Origin of the sequence: Synechococcus sp. MU1625 (assembly GCF_020514205.1) — a bacterium.
GTDB lineage: Bacteria > Cyanobacteriota > Cyanobacteriia > PCC-6307 > Cyanobiaceae > Parasynechococcus.
The window spans coordinates 723,718-740,727 of sequence record NZ_VTLA01000001.1 but is presented as its reverse complement, the minus strand read 5'-3'; the positions used below and the strand labels follow the sequence as shown (position 1 = coordinate 740,727).

The 17,010-nt window shown below is 60.8% G+C and carries 15 protein-coding genes; 7 read left to right on the top strand and 8 right to left on the bottom strand.

Annotated elements, in window-relative coordinates; all coding sequences use genetic code 11:
• Nucleotides 1-151 precede the first annotated feature (151 nt).
• From bioB to lysA, 4 genes are read right to left on the bottom strand one after another with little or no spacing between them, the layout of a single operon-like run.
• Nucleotides 152-1,147, bottom strand: coding sequence for a biotin synthase BioB (gene bioB, locus FZX13_RS04355; RefSeq protein WP_226407639.1), 996 nt, complete (start codon nucleotides 1,145-1,147; stop codon nucleotides 152-154).
• The gene (locus FZX13_RS04350; protein ID WP_226407638.1) at nucleotides 1,144-1,926 is read right to left on the bottom strand and encodes an isoprenyl transferase; all 783 of its coding nucleotides are present in this window, start codon (nucleotides 1,924-1,926) and stop codon (nucleotides 1,144-1,146) included. The genes bioB and FZX13_RS04350 overlap by 4 nt, the downstream gene beginning before the upstream one ends.
• Nucleotides 1,923-2,753 (bottom strand): diadenylate cyclase CdaA, encoded by an 831-nt coding sequence (gene cdaA / locus FZX13_RS04345; protein WP_115025105.1) that lies wholly within the window; start codon nucleotides 2,751-2,753, stop codon nucleotides 1,923-1,925. The genes FZX13_RS04350 and cdaA overlap by 4 nt, the downstream gene beginning before the upstream one ends.
• A 22-nt stretch (nucleotides 2,754-2,775) precedes the next feature.
• A complete protein-coding gene (lysA, locus tag FZX13_RS04340) occupies nucleotides 2,776-4,155 on the bottom strand; it encodes a diaminopimelate decarboxylase (protein ID WP_226407636.1) in 1,380 nt (459 codons plus the stop codon).
• A 3-nt stretch (nucleotides 4,156-4,158) separates the two neighbouring features.
• On the opposite strand from lysA, the gene FZX13_RS04335 reads away from it, so the two are divergent.
• The 5 genes from FZX13_RS04335 to FZX13_RS04315 all read left to right on the top strand — a co-directional run bounded on the left by FZX13_RS04335 (nucleotide 4,159) and on the right by FZX13_RS04315 (nucleotide 9,974).
• Complete coding sequence (locus tag FZX13_RS04335) at nucleotides 4,159-4,683, top strand: GNAT family N-acetyltransferase (RefSeq protein WP_226407634.1); 525 nt, start codon at nucleotides 4,159-4,161, stop codon at nucleotides 4,681-4,683.
• A gap of 177 nt (nucleotides 4,684-4,860) precedes the next feature.
• Complete coding sequence (locus FZX13_RS04330; protein ID WP_226407632.1) at nucleotides 4,861-7,398, top strand: ATP-dependent Clp protease ATP-binding subunit; 2,538 nt, start codon at nucleotides 4,861-4,863, stop codon at nucleotides 7,396-7,398.
• Complete coding sequence (locus FZX13_RS04325) at nucleotides 7,398-8,498, top strand: iron-containing alcohol dehydrogenase family protein (protein ID WP_226407630.1); 1,101 nt, start codon at nucleotides 7,398-7,400, stop codon at nucleotides 8,496-8,498. Before FZX13_RS04330 ends, FZX13_RS04325 begins: the two co-directional genes overlap by 1 nt.
• On the top strand, nucleotides 8,495-9,361 hold the full coding sequence (locus tag FZX13_RS04320) for an alpha/beta fold hydrolase (RefSeq protein ID WP_226407628.1): 867 nt from the start codon (nucleotides 8,495-8,497) through the stop codon (nucleotides 9,359-9,361). The genes FZX13_RS04325 and FZX13_RS04320 overlap by 4 nt, the downstream gene beginning before the upstream one ends.
• Nucleotides 9,354-9,974 (top strand): LmeA family phospholipid-binding protein, encoded by a 621-nt coding sequence (locus tag FZX13_RS04315; protein WP_226407626.1) that lies wholly within the window; start codon nucleotides 9,354-9,356, stop codon nucleotides 9,972-9,974. The genes FZX13_RS04320 and FZX13_RS04315 overlap by 8 nt, the downstream gene beginning before the upstream one ends.
• A gap of 24 nt (nucleotides 9,975-9,998) precedes the next feature.
• On the opposite strand, the gene FZX13_RS04310 is transcribed toward FZX13_RS04315, so the two are convergent.
• The 3 genes from FZX13_RS04310 to FZX13_RS04300 form a co-directional block, all read right to left on the bottom strand.
• Nucleotides 9,999-10,865 (bottom strand): phosphatidate cytidylyltransferase, encoded by an 867-nt coding sequence (locus FZX13_RS04310; RefSeq protein ID WP_226407624.1) that lies wholly within the window; start codon nucleotides 10,863-10,865, stop codon nucleotides 9,999-10,001.
• A gap of 74 nt (nucleotides 10,866-10,939) precedes the next feature.
• A complete protein-coding gene (locus FZX13_RS04305; protein ID WP_226407622.1) occupies nucleotides 10,940-11,452 on the bottom strand; it encodes a septal ring lytic transglycosylase RlpA family protein in 513 nt (170 codons plus the stop codon).
• A 46-nt stretch (nucleotides 11,453-11,498) separates the two neighbouring features.
• Nucleotides 11,499-12,902 (bottom strand): aminotransferase class I/II-fold pyridoxal phosphate-dependent enzyme, encoded by a 1,404-nt coding sequence (locus FZX13_RS04300; RefSeq protein WP_226407620.1) that lies wholly within the window; start codon nucleotides 12,900-12,902, stop codon nucleotides 11,499-11,501.
• Nucleotides 12,903-12,952: 50 nt separating this feature from the next.
• Here FZX13_RS04300 and FZX13_RS04295 point away from each other — a divergent pair, with 50 nt between their 5' ends.
• Nucleotides 12,953-14,602: an AarF/ABC1/UbiB kinase family protein gene (locus tag FZX13_RS04295; RefSeq protein WP_226407618.1), complete on the top strand. Its 1,650-nt coding sequence runs from the start codon at nucleotides 12,953-12,955 to the stop codon at nucleotides 14,600-14,602.
• Here the strand turns inward: FZX13_RS04295 and FZX13_RS04290 are convergent.
• Nucleotides 14,580-15,809 carry a hypothetical protein gene (locus tag FZX13_RS04290; protein ID WP_226407616.1) on the bottom strand — a complete coding sequence of 410 codons (1,230 nt, stop codon included), beginning with the start codon at nucleotides 15,807-15,809 and terminating at the stop codon, nucleotides 14,580-14,582. The two genes, FZX13_RS04295 and FZX13_RS04290, sit on opposite strands and share 23 nt — an antisense overlap.
• A gap of 42 nt (nucleotides 15,810-15,851) precedes the next feature.
• Here FZX13_RS04290 and FZX13_RS04285 point away from each other — a divergent pair, with 42 nt between their 5' ends.
• On the top strand, nucleotides 15,852-16,979 hold the full coding sequence (locus tag FZX13_RS04285; RefSeq protein ID WP_226407614.1) for an ABC transporter substrate-binding protein: 1,128 nt from the start codon (nucleotides 15,852-15,854) through the stop codon (nucleotides 16,977-16,979).
• The last annotated feature ends 31 nt before the right edge of the window (nucleotides 16,980-17,010 follow it).

The following is a 17,010-nucleotide window of genomic DNA, read 5'->3' as shown; positions in this document are numbered from 1 at the left end:
ATTCCATTGGTATGGCTTTTCATCCACAAGGTTTTCAAAAATCTGTCTGGCTAACGAACACTTACTGGAGTTTGACCTGACGATTGCGGAGGTTTGTTCTGCAAGCGTCCCGCAGATGTTGTCGGGGGGTTCGGAGTGGGGGGCGTGCTGTTTAGCGCGGAGCACAATTGGCAGGAGCAGCCGCTTCCTCCTGCCAATTGGCGGTTACTCCGGCATCGGCGAGCAGCTGGCGATCGGCCTCCACATCCGGGTTTCCAGTGGTGAGCAGAACATCGCCGTAGAAGATTGAGTCGGCACCTGCCTGGAGGCAGAGAATCTGGGCTTCCCGGCTCATCGATTCACGGCCGGCACTCAACCGCACCCGGGCGTGGGGCATCAGGATCCTGGCGGTCGCCACCATCCGCACCAGCTCTAAGGGTTCAAAGGGGGCTTGCTCTTCCAAAGGGGTGCCTTCAACGGCCACCAATCCGTTCACCGGCACGCTTTCAGGATGGGGGTTCATGCTGGCGAGCACCTGCAGCATCGAGGCTCGGTCCCGCAGGGTTTCGCCCATGCCGATGATGCCCCCACAGCAGAGGGTGACACCGGCCTTGCGGACGCGTTGCAGTGTTTCCAGCCGCTCTTGATACGTGCGTGTGGAGATGATTTGGTCGTAGTGCTCGGGGCTGGTGTCGAGGTTGTGGTTGTAGGCCGTGAGCCCGGCTTCCGCCAATCGTTCCGCCTGTTGATCGGTGAGCATCCCAGCGGTCACGCAGGCCTCCATCCCCATGCCGCGCACTCCGCGCACCATCTCAAGCATGGCGTCGAAGGGGGCACCGTCGCGGATTTCCCGCCAGGCCCAGCCCATGCAGAAGCGATCGGCACCGGCCTCCTTGGCGGCTCGGGCGCGCTGCAGCACCGGTTCCACCTGCATTTGGGCCTCAAAGGCCGACACATCACTGCTGTTGTGGATCGACTGGGAGCAGTAAGCGCAATCCTCTTCGCAGCCCCCTGTTTTCACACTCAGCAGCGAGGCCAGCTGCACCCGATAGCCAGGGTTGGCCTCACGATGAATGGTTTGCGCCTGCCAAAGCAGCTCCATCAAGGGGAGTTCCAGCAGGGTCTGGATCTCCGCGGTGGTCCAGTTGTGGCGGATGCTGAGCGTCATGGGCTGATCGGATCGAGTCCGCCGAAGCGGCGGTTGCGGCGTTGGAAATCGAGTAGGGCCTCTTTCAACGCATCGGCATTGAAGTCGGGCCAGAGCACGTCGGTGACGTGGATCTCGGCGTAGGCCAGCTGCCAGAGCAGAAAATTGCTGATGCGGTGTTCCCCGCTGGTGCGGATCAACAGATCGGGATCCTGCTCGCCAGCGGTGAACAATTCAGCAGCGATGCTGTTCTCATCGATGCTGTCCGGATCGAGCTCCCCCGCTGCAGCGCGTCGGGCGAGGCGCTGGGCTGCCAGCACCAGTTCCCGTCGCCCGCCGTAATTCGTGCACACGTTGAAATGAATGCCGTTGTTGGAGGCTGTACGGGTCATGGCGTCACCGATCAACTGCTGCAGTTTCTGGGGCAAGGCTTCCAGATCTCCGAGAAAGCGAATCCGCACCTGTTCGGCTTCCAGTGCCTGAAGTTCGGCCTGCAACACCCGTTCGAACAGGGTCATCAGGAAATTCACCTCTTCCCCCGGACGCGACCAGTTCTCCGTGGAGAAGGCGTAGGCGGTCAAGGCTGGGATGCCCCAGTCGCTGCAGAGCCGCAGGCTGGTTTTCAGTGCCTCCACGCCGGCACGATGCCCCATCACCCGGGGTAACCCGCGCGATTTCGCCCAACGTCCGTTGCCATCCATGATCAAGGCCACGTGCTGCGGGAGCCGGCCTGGGTCGAGGTCCGCAGGGAGAAGCGAACGATCGGCCGTGTCAGTGCTGGTGGCCGGAGGGCGGCTCAAGACAGCGATTCGGACTGAGAGCTTCCCACCGTACGTCGTGCCGGCGGCATCGATTCTGCGGTGCTGAACAGCTCCTGCAGCAGTTCCTTAAGGCGAGAGCTCGTGATCGGGCGTTCCAGCTTGCCCTGGTTGGCCAAGGACAGCGTCCCTGTTTCCTCGGATACCACGATGCAGATGCAGCGATCAAAGCGTTCGGTAATGCCAAGCGCCGCCAGATGCCGAGTGCCGAAACGACTCACGCTGTGCCGCGAGAGCGGAAGAATGACCCCGGCCGATTCGATCCGATTACCACGCACCAGAACGGCACCATCGTGCAGTGGTGTGTCGGCAGCAAACAGATTCAGCATCAACTCGCGACTCAGAACTGCGCCGATAGCAACACCGGGATTTAGAAAATCCTCGGGCCTGAGGTCGCTCCCTAGGTCAACAACGATCAAGGCCCCACGGCGCAGCTGAGACAGCCGGCCAGCGGCATCGGTGATCTGGCTCACGGTGCCGGCGGATGCTCTGAACTCCTTCTGGGGATTCCCCAGCAACACCGCCAGTCGACCAGTTCCCAGCAACTCCATCAAGCGCCGCAGCTCCCCTTGCCAAAGAATGGCCAGCGATAGCGAGCAGGCCATCACCAACCCGTCCACCAGTTTTGTGGTGAGAGGCAGGTTGGCGAAGCGCTGGACAAACCACGCCATGGCCACCAGGAACAACCAACCCCGCAGCAACCAGAGGGTGCGCTGCTCGTTGACGCGTGAGAATAGAAGAAAGCCGATGGAAGATGCAAAGAGAACGTCGAGCACCAGGCGCGGATCCACCACCGCCAACACGTTCACTCCGATCTACGAACCGCTGACGTCAACGTAACGCGTTGAATCGTTCTGGCAAAACGTCGTAGCGCAGCAGGTCATCCGGCTGCTCTCGCTTTTGAACCAGCTCCGCGGATCCGTCATGCACCAAGACGGCTGCAGGCCTCGGGATCCGGTTGTAGTTCGAGCTCATTGAGGCGTTGTAGGCACCGGTCGCGAACACGGCGACGATGTCTCCGCTCTCGGTGCTGGGCAGGGGAAGGTCCTTCAGCAGCACATCGCCGGATTCACAGTGCTTGCCCACCAGATTCACGCTTTCGTCAGCCTGGGCCAGAGGGCGGTCAGCCAGGTAACAGGTGTAAAGCGATTGGTAGGTGATCGGGCGGGGGTTGTCGCTCATTCCACCGTCGATGGCCACGTAGGTGCGGACGTTGGGGATCGTTTTGCGGGAGCCCACGGTGTACAAGGTCACACCGGCGGTCGCCACCAGTGAACGGCCCGGCTCGCACATCAACCGTGGCAGCTCGAGGCCACGCTCACGGCATGCCGCTGTGACGGCTTCGGCCACAACCTGGATCCATTGCTCAATGCTCGGCGGATCATCGGATTCCACATAGCGGATCCCAAGTCCGCCGCCAACGTTGAGGTCGTTGACGGGATGGCCCAGGTCGCGGGCGAGCTTCAGTTTGTCGGCCATCACCGCGGCTAGATCACGGTGGGGTTCGAGTTCAAAGATTTGAGATCCGATGTGGGCGTGTAGGCCGGTGAGTTGGGCCCAGGGTTGTCCCACAAGATTGCGCAGCACGGGCTCCACCTGATCGGGATCGAAGCCGAACTTGCTGTCTAGGTGACCTGTGCGGATGTATTCGTGCGTATGGCACTCAATGCCTGGGGTGAAGCGCAGCATCAGGCGCGCTGGTTCTGATCCAGCGGGCACCAGTTCGGCAAGGCGGTCCAGATCGTGTTGGTTGTCCACAACGATCGTGACCTTGTTGGCGTAGGCGAGCAGCAGCTCCTCGTCGGATTTGTTGTTGCCGTGGAGCACCATGCGCTCCCCTGGCATCCCTCCGCGCAGCGCCGTCAGCAGTTCCCCGGCGGAAACGGCATCCAGGCCCAAGCCCTCAGAGGCCGCAAGGCTGCTCATCACCAGGGAGCTATTGGCTTTTGAGGCGTAGATCGGCAGAGATGAACCTGCGTAGTGCTTGGTCAGAGCCTCGCGGTAGGCCCGGCAGGTGGCGCGAACGGTCGCCTCATCCAGCACATATAAAGGTGTGCCGTAGCGCGCTGCCAGATCACTGAGACGGCAGCCCCCCACCACCAGTCGGTCTGTGGCGTCGAGTTCGGTGGTGAGCGGTGCCAGGTTGCGATTGGGGCTCTCCGCATCCCGGTTCGCCTCGAAGGGCCGTTGACTAGTGATGGTTTGGGTCACGGAGTGTCGGCGTCGAAGGGCAATCTAGGAATCGACCCTGCGGCGGGTGGATCGACCCCGCAGATCCTGCGTCTTGATCCCTCATGGCAGCACGCCTGTCTGGTGCTGGATCAGACCGCTCTCGACGGTCTGTGGACGGCTGACCAATGGCGGCGTGAGTTGGACGACCCCAGGCGCCTCTGCATCGGTCTTGTTGACTCCCTTGTTGACGCCAAAACATTGTTAGGAGTTGCCTGCGGCTGGTTGGTGGCCGATGAACTCCACATCACGGCAGTGGCTGTGGATCCGGTCAGTCGCCGCAGCGGCTATGGAGGTCTCCTTTTACAAGCACTGTTGCAACGGGCACGTCGGGTTGGTGCGGTGCACGCCACGCTCGAGGTGGCCAGCGACAACGTTGCCGCTCTGGCGCTTTACGCCCGGAACGGTTTCCGCACCGCAGGCACCCGTTACGGGTACTACTCCGATGGTCGCGATGCCCTCATTCAGTGGTGTCGCATCCCACCACCGACATCTCCAACGTCGGATTGATGTTGTTCGGTTTCCCGCCCCTGAGAAACAAAAATAAGCAGTGAATCTTGTGTGATTCATTGTTATTTTTTGCGCGCTCAAGGCCAGTCTCAGACTGGAAAGTGACCGTACAAACCGAACACTCGCGGCGGTCCCTCAACCCTGATAGCTTGGTGACATCACTGCATTGGCCCAGCGATGTTCGAACGTTTCACCGAGAAGGCCATCAAAGTGATCATGCTGGCCCAAGAAGAGGCTCGCAGGCTTGGTCACAACTTTGTTGGAACCGAACAGATACTCCTCGGTCTCATTGGCGAAGGAACGGGTGTAGCTGCCAAGGTCCTCAAGTCCATGGGCGTCAACCTCAAGGATGCCCGGGTGGAAGTGGAGAAAATCATCGGGCGTGGGTCCGGTTTCGTTGCCGTTGAAATTCCGTTCACTCCCCGCGCCAAGCGTGTTCTGGAGCTCTCTCTTGAAGAGGCTCGTCAGCTTGGTCACAATTACATTGGTACGGAGCACCTGTTGCTCGGTCTCATCCGAGAGGGCGAAGGTGTAGCGGCCCGGGTTCTGGAGAACCTCGGTGTCGACCTGGCCAAGGTGCGAACCCAAGTGATTCGCATGCTGGGCGAAACGGCCGAAGTGTCTGCCGGTGGCGGCGGCGGTGGAAAGGGCTCCACCAAGACCCCCACCCTCGATGAGTTCGGTAACAACCTCACGCAGCTCGCGACAGAGGCGAAACTCGATCCAGTTGTGGGCCGTCACAACGAAATTGATCGCGTCATTCAAATCCTTGGGCGCCGCACCAAGAACAATCCAGTTCTGATCGGTGAGCCCGGCGTCGGTAAGACGGCCATCGCTGAAGGTCTGGCCCAGCGAATTCAGCAGGGAGATATTCCCGACATCCTCGAAGACAAGCGCGTCCTGACCCTTGATATCGGCTTGTTGGTTGCTGGTACCAAGTACCGGGGTGAGTTTGAGGAGCGTCTCAAAAAGATCATGGAGGAGATCAAGTCGGCCGGAAACGTCATCCTCGTGATCGACGAAGTTCACACCTTGATCGGTGCCGGTGCGGCTGAAGGTGCCATCGACGCTGCGAACATTCTCAAGCCGGCGCTTGCTCGTGGTGAGTTGCAGTGCATTGGCGCCACCACCCTCGACGAGTACCGCAAGCACATCGAACGGGATGCTGCGTTGGAACGGCGTTTTCAGCCGGTCAATGTCGGCGAGCCGTCCATCGATGACACCATCGAAATCCTTCGCGGTCTTCGAGAGCGTTATGAGCAGCATCACCGCCTCAAAATCACCGATGAAGCGCTTGTCGCGGCGGCAACCCTTGGCGATCGCTACATCTCTGATCGCTTCCTGCCCGACAAGGCCATCGACCTGATCGATGAAGCTGGCTCCAGGGTCCGCCTGCTCAATTCGAAGTTGCCTCCTGCTGCAAAGGAGGTTGATAAGGAACTGCGTTCCGTCCAGAAGGACAAAGAGGATGCTGTCCGCGATCAGGACTTCACCAAGGCGGGTGAGTTGCGTGAGAAGGAAGTAGAGCTGCGCGAGCAGATTCGTTCCCTGCTGCAAGCCAACAAGGACGAGGTCAAGGCCGACACTTCTTCAGAGACCGGAGAAACCACGGCTGCCGAGTCGGTTGCTCCCGACAGTTCCCCCATGGTGAATGAGGAGGACATCGCTCAGATTGTTGCCTCCTGGACCGGTGTCCCGGTGCAGAAGCTCACCGAGAGCGAGTCGGTCAAGCTGCTCAACATGGAGGAAACCCTCCACAAACGCCTAATCGGTCAGGACGAAGCGGTGAAAGCGGTGTCCAAGGCCATCCGCCGGGCCCGGGTTGGTTTGAAGAACCCCAATCGACCGATTGCAAGTTTCATCTTCTCCGGCCCCACGGGTGTTGGTAAAACCGAGCTCACCAAAGCTCTGGCCACCTACTTCTTCGGCAGCGAAGAGGCCATGATCCGCCTCGACATGTCGGAATTCATGGAGCGCCATACGGTCAGCAAACTGATCGGCTCGCCTCCTGGCTACGTGGGCTTCAACGAAGGTGGACAGCTCACTGAGGCGGTGCGTCGCCGCCCTTACACCGTGGTGCTTTTCGATGAAATCGAAAAAGCGCACCCCGATGTGTTCAATCTGCTGCTGCAACTCCTGGAAGATGGTCGTCTCACCGACTCCAAGGGCCGCACAGTTGATTTCAAGAACACCCTGATCATCATGACGTCGAACATCGGTTCGAAGGTCATCGAGAAGGGGGGTGGCGGCCTTGGCTTCGAGTTCTCCGGTGAAAGCGCTGAAGATTCTCAGTACACCCGGATTCGCTCCTTGGTGAATGAGGAGCTCAAGCAGTACTTCCGTCCTGAATTTCTCAACCGTCTCGACGAGATCATCGTCTTCCGTCAGCTCAACCGTGAGGAGGTCAAGCAGATCGCCGAGATCATGCTCAAGGAAGTCTTTGGTCGCATGGGCGAGAAGGGCATCACCCTCACCGTGTCCGACGCGTTCAAGGAACGCCTTGTAGAGGAGGGATACAACCCTGCCTATGGCGCACGTCCCCTGCGTCGTGCCGTCATGCGTCTTCTCGAAGACTCCCTCGCAGAAGAGGTGCTGTCCGGTCGGATCAAGGACGGCGACCATGCCGAGGTTGATGTCGACGAGAACAAGAAGGTGGTTGTGCGTCACAAAGGTCAGGTGGAAGCAGCACCGCAATTGGCAGGTGCAAGCCTCTGATGGTTCGATCCATCTCGTCCCACTCCATTGCCCCCGCCAACGTGTTGCGGGGGGATAGAGCCTGGGATGAGGCCCTGCCTCAGATCAAAGCGCTGTGTTCGCGTCCGCTGGTGCTCGGACGCAGTGTCTCAACCGCGAGGCAGCGTCAGCGTTTCGTCGCCGATTTGCAGGCCCAGGGACTCAAGCCTCTTCAAGCTCAGCTTCAGTTCGACTGCTGCGAGCAGGACCTCCAGAGAGTCTCTTCTGAAGCCGACGGCTGTGACGCCGTTCTGGCAGCCGGGGGCGGAAAGGTTCTGGATGCCGGCAAGCTGCTGGCCCATCGTCTTTCTCTTCCCTGCATCACCGTTCCGCTTAGCGCCTCTACTTGCGCGGGCTGGACGGCTCTGGCGAACATCTATTCCCCTCAAGGTGCCTTCGAAGGGGATGTGGCGCTGGATCGCTGCCCTGATCTTCTCGTCTTTGATCACGGCTTGGTGCGCCAAGCTCCGCCTCGCACTCTGGCCAGTGGTGTCGCTGATGCCCTGGCCAAGTGGTACGAAGCCTCCGTGAGCAGTGGCGACAGCAGCGATGGTCTGGTCCAGCAGGCCGTGCAGATGGCACGGGTTCTCCGCGATCAACTGCTGATCGACAGCCTCACGGCGCTAGAGGATCCAGACAGCGCGGCGTGGGTGCGCACCGCCGAAGCCTGCGCGCTGACTGCCGGAGTGATGGGGGGACTTGGTGGTGCCCGTTGCCGCACCGTCGCGGCCCATGCTGTTCACAACGGCCTCACCCAGCTGGAGGCCTGTCACCACGTTCTCCATGGCGAGAAAGTGGGTTTCGGAATCCTTGTGCAGCTTCGATTGGAGGAACGTCTGGGCGGCAACCGGCTCGCCGGGCAGGCGCACCGCCAATTGCTGCCGCTGCTTCGGCAGCTGGCTCTGCCTGTCAGCCTTGATGATCTGGGTCTGGCGCAGGCCAGCCTCAGTGAATTGCAGGAGGTGTGTCGCTTCGCCTGTCGCGAAGGTTCCGATCTGCATCATTTGCCCTTCGCTGTGACGCCCGGTGCTTTGCTGGAGGCCCTTGTGGGTGCCGCTGAACTCAGCCCCATCAGCCTTTGAAGACGCTTCTGGATCAATTGCGGCCGGCTCTGCTTGACCCGCAGGCCGAGACCCTCGCGGCTGATGTGCAGTGGTGGAATTTGCCTGGCCTGGGTCTGGATGATCCCTTCCCTGTGGCGGTGCTCGGCCAAGGCTCTCCTTTGCTGCTGCTGCATGGTTTCGACAGCAGTTTTCTGGAATACCGGCGCCTGGCTCCCCTCCTGGCCGATCGCTTTCAGCTGTTCATCCCCGACCTGTTCGGTTTTGGCTTTTCGCCGCGTCCCTTGGGCCTGACCTACGGGCCGGACGCTGTTTTGCGTCATCTCGATGCCCTGCTTGAGCGGCTTCCCGCTGAGGCTCCTGTTGGGGTGATCGGTGCCTCGATGGGTGGCTCCGTGGCCGTGGAGTTGGCCCGGCGTCACCCCGAGCAGGTGGGCCCTCTTGTGCTGCTCGCTCCAGCAGGTTTGACGGGGCGTCCCATGCCTGTGCCGCCCCTGCTGGATCGTTTTGGTGCCTGGTTTCTGGGTCGCCCCGGCGTGCGGCGGGGGCTGTGTCGACAGGCCTTCGCCGATCCCGATGCTGATGTGGGAGCTCCGGAAGAACAAATTGCCTCGTTGCACCTGCAATGCCCCGGCTGGGCTGAAGCCTTGGCGGCATTTGCCCGTAGTGGTGGTTTCGCCGGATGTGGAGACCCCATGCCCTCCCAATCACTGCATGTGATCTGGGGTGCGGATGATCGCATTCTGCGCGCCCCGCAAAAACAGGCGCTTCAGGCGTTGCTGGATCGGCCGGTCGAGACGTTCCCCTGTTGCGGGCACCTCCCGCACATCGATCAGCCCCACAGGGTGGCTGAGCGTTGTTATTCGCTTTTGACCTGTGGCTGACCCCCTTCTCACTGTGCTCGCCGGGGCTCTGCGCCTCTGGATTCGCAGCCGCTGCGACCGCCTCGGAAGCCTTGAACTGCATCTGAACGGTTCCAGTTGGTCTTTGCTGCGTGGACGTCTGGACGGTGTGTCGCTCAATGCGCGGGACGTTTGTTTTCAGGGGCTGCCTCTGCAGAGCGTGGCGTTGTGCAGCGGTCCGATTGCGGTGGACATGAAGCTGCTGACTCCAGGCCAGATGCTGGCGTTGCAGCAGCCATTTCAGGTGGAGGGTGAAGTCAGCTTCAACGGTCGTCAGCTCAATAGCGCCGTGCTTGCCGAGCCTTGGCGCTGGCTCGGTGACTGGATGGCTGAGCAGCTGATGGGTCTCAGCCCTTTGGGCGCCCTCAGCATCGAAGAAAATCTGATCGAGTTGCATGCGGTTGTCGCTGCCCATCAAGACCCGGCCCGCCGTCGCTTCCGCCTGAACGCTGAGCAAGGCACCTTGTGCTTCCGGCCGGAAACAGCCGATGAACCCTGCATGCTGCTTCCAATGGATCCGGCCATCCGGATCGAGCATGCCCAGCTGTTTGCTGGCCAGTTGGTTCTGAAAGGCCATTCCACCGTCACCCCTTAGTGCCGGTTTCTTGTTGAACCGGCGCTACTGCGCCAGCAGCGGTTGGCACAGGGCGATCGCGTAGTACACCACCGCTGGGGTGAACAGATAGCTGTCGATGCGGTCCAGGATCCCGCCATGGCCCGGTAGAACGTCACCGGAATCCTTGACGCCCGCATCTCGTTTCATCATCGATTCCGTTAGGTCTCCCACCAACGCGAACAGAGCAATCAGCGCTCCCAGCAGCAGGCCTGGAAGACCATGTAGGGCCCACCCCATTAGCTGACCGCAGATCAGGCCTATCAACATCGCCGAGAGGAAGCCGCCAATGGCGCCTTCGATGGTTTTCCCGGGTGAGATCGGCGAGAGGGGGCGCTTGCCGAAACGCCGTCCGACGGCCCAGGAGCCGATGTCGGTGGCCACGATCATGAGACAGGCCGAAAGGGTGATCGCCAGTCCGTCTTCCAGACCACGCAGACTCAACCAATGGCTGGGCAGAAACCCGAGGTAAAACAAGCCGAAAATCGATGCTGCGATATCGGCGATGGAGCCTGTCACCGGTTGCAGGAGCAACCAGCCGCAGATGGCAGCCCCCGAAAGGGGCAGCACCGCGGAGGCCACGGCTTCCGGCAGCCCTCCCTGCATCGACCATTGGGTGGTGAACAACAGCAGTTGGCAGGCCACCAGGGTTGTTTTGGTGGCTGGGCGGATCCCTTTGAACTGGGCCATTCGGAAGAACTCCAGCAGGCCGAGGTGCACCATCCCACCAAGTGCTGCAGTGAACCACCAGCCCCCGAGGCTCACCACCAGGAGGCCAAATCCGCCGACACCCAGGCCACTGATCAGCCGCTTGCGTAGCACCGCACGCGCGGCTGGCGCTTGGCTTTGATCGAAGACAACCTCACGGATCACGCTGATTGGAGGCTTCGTTGGTTCAGGCTATCAATCGCTCATGGTTGGCTTCGTCTGGCGAGCCTGAAGCTGCTTTATGGCGACGACTTGAGGATTTCGAGTTTCACTGGCACTTGACCCGCCTGCATCATCCTGAGCTGTGATGCGGCGCCATGGGCGAGATCGATCACCCGGTGGTACTTGAACGGTCCACGGTCATTGATCCGCACCACAACGCTGCGGCCATTGCTCAGATTGGTCACGCGCACCCGGGTTCCGAAGGGGAGTGTCCGATGGGCAGCCGTCAGCGTGCCCTTTCGGAAGCGCTCACCATTTGCGGTTGTGCGGCCGTAGAAGCCTGGCCCGTACCAGCTCGCTGCTCCCTGAACGACCTGGATGAGCTTGCTCGGTAGCGCAGTCTTGTCCGCTATTGGCCTCGGGGGAGGCAGTGGCAAAGGTTTGACCGTGTCGACTGCCTTGATCCCTTTGATGGCTGTGATCTCCTCGCTCTTCTCGATGTCTTCCACAACGAATTCCTCGCCATTGGGACTTGCCCCAACGGACGGGCAAATCAGAAGTGCCACGACCAGCCAGGTCAGAGGTTTCATCCACCACTGCCGAATGCATGGATTGAAGCGGGTGTGGAGCTGGATTTCACCCCCTGCTTATGACCGACAGCTCGTTGGGGATCTGGTCTCCCCAGAACACTTGCTGGCGTTTCAGCCAGGCTTGCCGGTTGCGATCCAATCGCTCACCTGGAATCAGCAGTGGGATGCCAGGGGGGTAAGGGCAGAGCAATTCAGCTGCAACGCATCCCTCCGCTTCGACTAACGACACGCGGCGACGCTCTGCGTGCCAAGCCTGGGACGGTGAATGGTCTGTGGTGGTGACCAGTGGCAAAGGCGGAGCTTCGAACGGCGGCAGTGGATCGCGATCGGGATAGGTCCGCAGGAGGTCCTCCCATTTGTGCTGCATCCGTCGCCCGAGGCCCCGGTGTTGGGCCAGCCCCAGGCAGAAGGTCAGGGTTGCCGGTTCCGGTAGTTCGCCCACTAGCCCTTTGCGCAGCAACCAGGCGTCGGCCTCCAAGCCGGTGATCCCCTCCTGACCCGTGTGAAGGATCAGGCGCAGCGGGTCTTGGTTATTGAGCAGAGGGACTCCGTTGTGGCGCAAGACATCGGCGAGTTCTTCAGCTTCCTGCAGACGTTGCAGGAGTTGTCGGCGTCCCCTGCGGCGCTGCCAGTGTTGAAGGGCTTCTTCGCAGGAGGCCAGCAGCAGCGCACTGGGGCTCGTCGTCTGCAGCAATCCCAGACTGCGTTCGACACGCACCGGATCCAGACGCTCCCCCTGCAGCCAGAGCACTGCCGTTTGCGCAAGGGCTGCAGCTGATTTCTGCAGGGAGTGCACCACGAGATCGGCGCCGCAGTGCACGGCACTGGGAGGCAAGGGATGATTCACTCCTGCGGCGAAATGACAGCCGTGGGCTTCATCCACCAGCACGCAACAGCCCCGCTGCTGCAATCGATGGATGACCTCCGTTGGGTCGTTGGCATAGCCCTGGTATGTGGGATGCACCAGAACCGCGGCGCGGATGGGTGCCCCATCGGACGGCAAAGCCGCCAGCACCCGTTCGATCCAGGCGGAATCCACCGGCGCAGGTTGGCCCCGGTCGCTTTGAAACGGAATATCAAACAGAACCGGCTCCAGATCCCCGAGAATGCAGGCCTGAATCAGGCTGCGATGGACATTGCGAGGGAGAAGCACCCGCTCCCCTGGCCTGACCATCGCCAGTAGAGCGGCCTGAAGCAATCCCGTGGCCCCGTTCACCCCATACCAGCAACGCGCCACACCCATCTGAGCTGCGGAACAGCGTTGGCTTGCGGCAATGGCGCCCTCCGGTTCCAGCGGACCGCCGAGTTCAGGGAGTTCCGGCAGGTCCCAAATGCCAGCGCGTTGTCGCAGCAGTTGACGCAGTCCATCCGGAAGCGCGACCCCCCGGCCATGGGCCGGCAGAAACAGAGGCTCACCGAGCCGACGGGTGAGCTGGGGCAGAAGCGCCATCGAATCCGCCTGATCTCCTTAAAGTCTCCCTCTGTACTCAGCTCGATGCGATGCGTTACGACCCCCGGCGGGATCTGGGCTGGTTGCTGCTGCGTCCCTGGGTCGCTATTCCGCGGCTGGTGCAGGTGCTCTGGTCCCTCGCTGGCCTGGTCTTGGTGTTGCTGCTGCGTGGAGGCAGTCGTGACGCCGCTGTGCAGCAGGGCTTGGCGCGTCGCATCCTCAACACCCTCACCGGTCTGGGTCCCTGTTTCATCAAATTGGGTCAGGCCCTGTCAACCCGTCCCGATCTTGTGCGTCGGGATTGGCTCGAGGAATTGACGCGTCTGCAGGACGACCTACCGGCGTTTCCCCATGCCGTTGCCCTGGCGTGCATCCGCGAAGAGCTCGGTGCTCCAGCGGAGGAGTTGTTTGAGGAGTTCCCCGATTCGCCAATCGCCGCCGCCAGTCTCGGGCAGGTCTACAAAGCTCGTCTGCAGGGTAAGCATTGGGTTGCGGTGAAGGTTCAGCGACCCAATCTCACCTTCATCCTGCGGCGGGATCTGGTGCTGATCCGAGCGCTCGGCGTGATGACGGCTCCACTCCTGCCCCTCAATCTCGGCTTCGGTCTGGGCGGAATCATCGATGAGTTTGGCCGCAGCCTGTTTGAAGAGATCGACTACGGCCTTGAAGCGGCCAATGCTGAAAGGTTTTCGGCTCTCTTTGCTGAGAACGATGCCGTCTATGTCCCGAAGGTGGAGCGGATGCTCAGCTCCACCCGGGTGCTCACCACCACCTGGATTGATGGAGCCAAGATGCGCGACAGCGAAGAGCTGCGCTCTCAGCAACTCGATCCAACGGCATTGATCCGCACGGGTGTGATCTGCGGTCTTCAGCAACTGCTGGAGTTCGGCTATTTCCACGCTGATCCCCATCCCGGCAACCTGTTCGCCATGCGGGGTCGAACCGGGGACCTCGGCCATGTGGGCTATGTCGATTTCGGCATGATGGACTCCATCAGCGACAGCGACCGTCTCACCCTGACGGGTGCAGTGGTGCATCTGATCAACCGTGATTTCTCCGGTTTGGCCAGTGATTTCCAATCCCTTGGTTTTCTCAGCCCCACCGCTGATCTCACCCCGATTATTCCTGCCCTTGAGGAGGTGCTCGGCGGCAGCCTTGGTGACTCGGTCGGTTCGTTCAACTTCAAGGCGATCACCGACCGTTTCTCGGAGCTGATGTTTGATTACCCCTTCCGGGTGCCGGCTCGCTTCGCGCTGATTATCCGGGCGGTCGTCAGCCAGGAGGGTCTGGCCCTGCGTCTCGACCCTGACTTCAAAATCATCGCCATCGCCTATCCCTACGTGGCCCGTCGACTGCTCGCAGGAGACACCAGCGAGATGCGCGAGAAGCTGCTTGAGGTGATTTTTGATGAGTCAGGCCGCTTGCGCCTGGATCGGTTGGAAAGTCTGTTGGCGGTGGTTGGCCAGGACGCACCCGCGCCGGGCAAGGAACTGATTCCTGTCGCTGGCGCCGGTCTGCGGCTGCTGTTCAGCCGCGATGGTGCCGACCTGCGCCGGCGCCTGCTGATGACGCTCATCCGTGACGATCGCCTGCACACCGACGACGTGCGTGCCCTCGTCGGTCTGCTTGGACGAACCTTCGGCCCCGGGCGGCTGGCAGGTGGGCTGCTGCAACGTCTCAACCCCCTGGCGGCAGCGTGATCCAGCAGCCGAAGATGCTGATCGAACTGAGGACCACAACGGTGAGCGGCCAGATTTCGTCCAGTTGCTCGAGCCGATGCTCTTTGCGAGTTTTGGCGTCGCCTTCCGGCATTGCCTCCAGCTCCCCGTAACGCCGTCCGATGAAGATCACCAGGATGAAGGCCAGCAAGGTGACCACATAGGCAATCACATACACCTGATCCAGAAAGGTGAGATAGGGCAGGTCGGGCAGTTCCTCCCGGTAGGTCTGTTGGAGGAAGACCAGGGTCAACAGCACGGTTACAGGAATTCCTGCGCGCGCATCCTGTTCATCGGCTCGGACTTTGAACACGAGCAGAACCATGGCCATCACCACCAGCAGCGGCAGCATCAACCGCCAGAACGCAGACCAGGAAGAGGTGCCGAACGTGATATCGAAGATGACCAGGCTGTAGTCATCCGCGCTGCCCCCCAGCCCGAAATTTGTGGCGTAGTTGTGCCGGTATTCGGCAATGGACCAGCCTCGGTTCAGCCAGCCGATGATTCCTGCGAACAAGCCCATCCCACTGTTTTGGATGTCGGGCTCGAAGCGGAAATGGGGATAGTCGAGGGAGCCATTCACATCCTCCATTTCAAGGACAAGGGGCAGGCTCACGGTCACAAAGGGAAAGTGCCTGAAGCTGGCTTTGTCGATGTAAAAGCGGCCGATATAGCTGAACAGTTGGTAGTACGTTCCGTCGTCGTTGTGCACTGGGGCTGAGGACATCGGCGTCAGCACTGGATCGGCATCGGAGAGCAATCCGTTCACCAGGGTGATTCCCTGTTCAATGGTTTGATCCCGTTCACTTAGATAGCGCTGCAGCTCCTCTCCCCAGCGCATCCAGACGTAACCGTTGGATGAGTAACTGGGGATGCTCAGATCCAGGTCGTAGGTGCTGGTGGCGTAGATCCCCACCTGAACGTGGTATGAGGCGTCCTCCAGCCCCTGCTGATCCAGGACCATCTCCTGGCCCGACAGCTTTTCGCCCCGCAGGGAGGTCCAGCCGTCCCCGGGTATCCGTTGACTGTCTGTTGTCAGGGCTCGTGATGCTGATGACAAGCGCAGCGCATCACGGCTAGGGACACGACCGACATCAAGCCTGTTGATGCCGGTGAACGCCAGAAGACCGGCAAGCAGAATTGAAACAACGGCAAGGAAGTTCCAGTGCTTCTGTTTCTTGGAGGCCATTTGCGGCGCAGCTCTGGAGTCACTCTGACGTGCTGGGCCTTAGTGAGCAGTGGACTGCTCACGCTGCTTCAACCTCGCCCTGTTGCTTCTCAGCCCCCTGGCAGGGGGCAAGATCCCAACGCTCTGGTGCTTGGCCAGTCCCTACCGCTCTCGGGCCCTTCGGCACAACTCGGTCTGGATTATCGACGCGGGGCCTTGGCCTGGTTTAAGTCTGTGAACCGTGAGGGCGGGATTCACGGGCGCAGAATCGAGTTGGTCAGTCTTGATGACAAATACGAGCCATCGCAGACGCTGATCAACACACGCCAATTGCTGAAACGCAATGATCTGCTGGCGTTGTTCGGTTATGTAGGCACGCCCACCACAAAAGTGGCGTTGCCGTTAATCGAGGCTGCCGAGGTGCCGCTGGTGGCGCCGATGACGGGGGCAAGTCTGCTTCGACGGCCGGAGCTGCGCATGGTGTTCAACATGCGAACCAGCTATCGCCGGGAGATTGCGGCGATGGTCGACGAGCTGGTGCGCGATGCGCACCATCGCATTGCGATCGTTTATCAAGACGACGCCTTTGGTCAGGATGGCCTTGAAGGCGCCATGGCTGCTCTCACCAGCCATGGGCTCAAACCTGTGGCTGTCACGACGGTGCAGCGCAATTCAGCTCAGGTGGGGGATGCATTGGACGACCTGATGGCCGTCAATCCCAACGGGGTCGTGCTCGTTTCTGCCTATGTGAGTTCGGCTGCCCTGGCCACCGCGCTGCGCGAACGGGGCAGCAGCGCTCAGATCATGAATGTGTCGTTTGTGGGCACCCAAGCTCTGCAGAGGGCGATGCCGGTGGGCGAAGCCAATGGCATTGGCGTGGCCCAGGTGGTGCCGTTTCCGTGGAATCGTTGGATCCCCGTTGTGGCTGACTATCAGCGCTGCCTGAGGCTGAGTGATGCGGCATCGGGTTTTGGCTTCACCAGTTTTGAGGGGTATCTCGCGGCGCGGATGATCACCGAAGCGCTGGCGCGGGCTGGGAAGAACCCAACGCGTCAATCCCTTGTCCAGGCTCTTGAGTCAATCAATGATCTTGATCTGGGGGGCTTCCGAATTCAGATGGGGCGGGATGATCACAACGCCAGCGACTTTGTCGAACTCACCTTTCTCGGCTCACAAAGCTGGGAACCATGAGCTGAGATCGCTAAGGTCGCAGTTCTTTGAG